Below are 3,519 nucleotides of genomic sequence, written 5' to 3'. Positions count from 1 at the left end.
AAGTCCGGGTCGCCGGCGAAGTTGAAGTCGAACACCGCGCCGGAGCCGAAGTTGTCCACGCCCGGCGGTGCCAGATCCTCGGTCACTGCCGGATCCGTCGCATACACCACGTTGTCAGGGGTAATGCCCGTATCAGCACCGACGGTACCCGTGAAGCCGATGTCGGTCAGCAGCAGCGTGAACGGTGCAGCCTGGCCGCCCAGCGGGCCGAGCAGGAAACCGTCGTTGCCGGCGATCGTCGCCGCGAAGTCGCTCATCGGGATCGACACCTGCAGCCAGCCGTTGCCGAGGTCGGTGACCCCGCCGTAGGTCGTGAGGTCGTACACCTGGCTCGTGTCGCCGTTGCCGATGAACTTCACCTCGAAGGCCGCCAGGTTGCCCGCGTCGCCCTTCACCTTGAACACGAAGTTCTCGTAGCCGGCGGCGAATCCTGCCGCGTAGCCCGTGAACGCCACGAACCCGACGTGGACGCCGGCGCCGTAGCCCTCGCCGCTCGTCACCTGGATGGCAGGATTGAAGTCCGGGTCGCCGGCGAAGTTGAAGTCGAACACCGCGCCGGAGCCGAAGTTGTCCACGCCCGCCGGCGCCAGGTCCTCGGTCACAGCCGGATCGGTCGCGTAGACGACGTTGTCCGGGGTGATCCCCGCGCCACCACCGCCGTCGGCCGTGCCGCTGAAGCCGAAGTCCGTCAGCAGGAAGGTGAACTGATCCGGCGAAGTGTTGGTGCTCTCGAAGAGCAGGGCCGTCGCGGTATCCACGCCCGTGAACTGGGTCAACGGTATCGAAACCTGATACCAGCCGTTGCCTATTGCCGTCGAGTACTCGGAGGTAGTCAGCTCGATGTCGACGTAGTCGCCGCTGTCGAGGAACCGGATCCGGATGATGTCGTCCGGCATGCCCTTGACCTTGAAGTCGAGGGTCGCGAAACCGGAAGCGAAGCCGGCATCGAAACCGACGATCGCGAACTGTGCGACGTTGGCGCCGTAGCCGGCTCCGCTCGTCACCGCGAAGACCGGACTCAGATCCGGGTCATCGGCGAAACTGTCGTTGAAGACAGAACCCGATCCGAACGGCTCGTAGCCCGTGTAGTCCACGCCGAACTCGAAGTCCGTCGCCACGGCAGGGTCGGTCGCGAAGATGACATTCTCGGGAATGATGGAGTCCGGGCTGTCCCCCGGCCCCGGCACGCCGCTGAAGCCGATGTCGGTCAGCAGGAAGGTGAACGCAGCGGCTGCCGTGTTATCCGTCTCGAACAGCAGGGCCGTCGCCGTATCGACGCCCGTGAAGTTCGTCATCGGCACCGAGACCTGGTACCAGCCGTTGCCCAGTGCCGTGGAGAACGGCGAATTGGACAGGACGATATCCAGGTAGTCGCCGTTATCCAGGAATCTGACCCGGATGATGTCGTTGTTGAGCCCCTTGGCCTTGAAGTCCAGGCTCTCGTAACCGACGGCGAAGCCGGCGTCGAAGCCGACGATCGCGAACTGGCCCACCTGCGCGCCATAGCCGTCGCCGGTGGTGACGCCGAAGACCGGGCTGAAGTCCCGATCGGTCGTCACGTTGTCGTCGAACGTCGAACCCGAACCGAATGGATCGAAACCGGTGTAGTCCACGCCGAACTCGAGATCGGCTGCCGCCGACGAGGAGTAGATCACGACGTCCGGCACCGTGCCCGGATCGGCCGCGCCAGTGCCGCTGAAACCGATGTCGGTGATCAGGTAGGTGAAGGATTCCGCCGGTGCCGGACTGATCGTCTCGAACAGCAGGCCGTCCGCGGTGCCCGCGTCCTGCAGATCGGCGACCGGAATCGCAATCTGATACCAGCCGTTGCCGAGCGTCGTCGAATAGGGCGAGCTGGTCACGTCGATGTCGAGGTAGTCCGGGGCCGGCAGCAGCTTGACCCGAATAACGTCGCCGCTCAGGTCCTTGACCTTGAACTGCAGCGTCTCGTACTCGGTCGCGAACCCTGGCGTGAAGCCCGTGTAGGCGAGCTGCGCATTCCAGATGTCGTAACCGAAGCCGGTGGTAACCGCCAGGGCCGGGCTGAAGTCCAGGTCGCCGGTGAAGTCGTCGTCGATGACCGCTCCCGAACCGAACACGGTGATCTCGGCGTAGTCGTCCGGAATCACCAGATCCGGCGTCCCGTCGCGATCGTAGAGGGCGACTTCGGGGACGACTCCGGGATCGGCCGGAACGTAGGTCCCGCTGCCGCTGAACCCGACGTCGTTCAGCAGCATCCGGAACTCCGTCGCCGAAGAGTCGTCGCTCTCGAAGACGATGCCGGTCGCCTGGTCCGCGTCAGCGAAATCGGCCACCGGAATGGAGACCTGGTACCAGCCGTCGCTGAGCTCGGAGGAATAGGAGCTGCTCGTCAGATTCAGGCGGAGCGCGTCCAGGCCGTCGAACAGCTTCACGAAGATGACGAAGCCGGGCATGCCCTTGACCTTGAAATCGACGGTCTCGTATTGGGTCAGGAAACCCTCCGGGAAGCCGATGAAACCCACCTGGGCGACGTTGGCCCCGTAGCCGGTACCGCTGAACACCGACAGGACCGGGCTGAATGTGTCGTCGTCCGCATAGTTCGGGTCGATCACCGAACCCGAGCCGAAGGGAGTGCGCTCGGCATAGTCGTCGGGGATGACCAGGTCGGGGGCGCCACCGCTCGTGTACAGCGCTGCATCCGGCTGGATATCCCCGGGACCGCTGGCGGAGTCGCAGCTCTCGACCTGGGTGATGTCGTCGTAATAGAAGGTCCAGTTGTCCGGATCGGTATCCGCCTGGCCGAGCGTGCCGTTATCGAAGATGATCGTCAGCGCGACGACAGGCGGCGGGACCGCCTGGCCCGTGAAGTCGAAGCAGAGCTCTTCCCAGCTGCCGCTGCCGCTGTGGTCCTCGTCGACGGTCAGGCCGCCGGCAGGATTGCCCAGCTCCTCGAGCTTGAACGATACGGTGACGGGCCGGGGCGACCAGACTTTCACCAGGTAGGATTCGCCTTCGCTGAAGTCGATCGCCTCGGCGAGGTCGAGTCGCGTCCCGCCGAACACCTCGTCGGGGAACTTCTGCATCTGCGCGACCCGGTCGCTCGTGTTTAACCCGCTCTTGTCCGGGTTATCGACGATGATCGTGGCACCGCCATTGAAATTCACGATGTCCGGAGCGGCGCATTCGACCTCGAAGTTGATCGGATCGCAGAAACCGGGAGCAACCGGCGGCAGCGGGGTTACCGGCTCGTTGGCGATGGAGTCGGGTCCGTCGCCCTGGCCACACGCCGCTACTGCCAGGACCGGAATGATCATCGCCAGGTTGCGGAACCGGCGTATGGTTGCTACTGCTTGCATGACTTGCTCTCTGCGAAAAATCTGGTCTGGAGTCGATTCGCGCTGGTCCTGATCGAACTCAGTTGCCGACGATCTCGACGATGATGTTGTCGATGAACAGGTCCGAGACGCAGCCCGGGACACCGCCGCAGATCGCCGATATCTCCAGCGTCAGTCCGTCAGCGACGGCCGCTGCCGTGCC

1 pseudogene is annotated in these 3,519 nt (G+C 64.3%); it reads right to left on the bottom strand.

Annotation, left to right across the window (positions count from 1 at the left end):
* A pseudogene (locus tag ACJMK0_RS19180) lies at positions 1–3,338 on the bottom strand (hypothetical protein); the annotation flags it as partial.
* Between the last annotated feature and the right edge of the window lie 181 nt (positions 3,339–3,519).

The organism is Lentisalinibacter orientalis (assembly GCF_040706535.1).
Taxonomy (GTDB): Bacteria; Pseudomonadota; Gammaproteobacteria; order Steroidobacterales; family Woeseiaceae; genus Lentisalinibacter; species Lentisalinibacter orientalis.
This window is presented reverse-complemented; position numbering and strand designations above follow the sequence as displayed.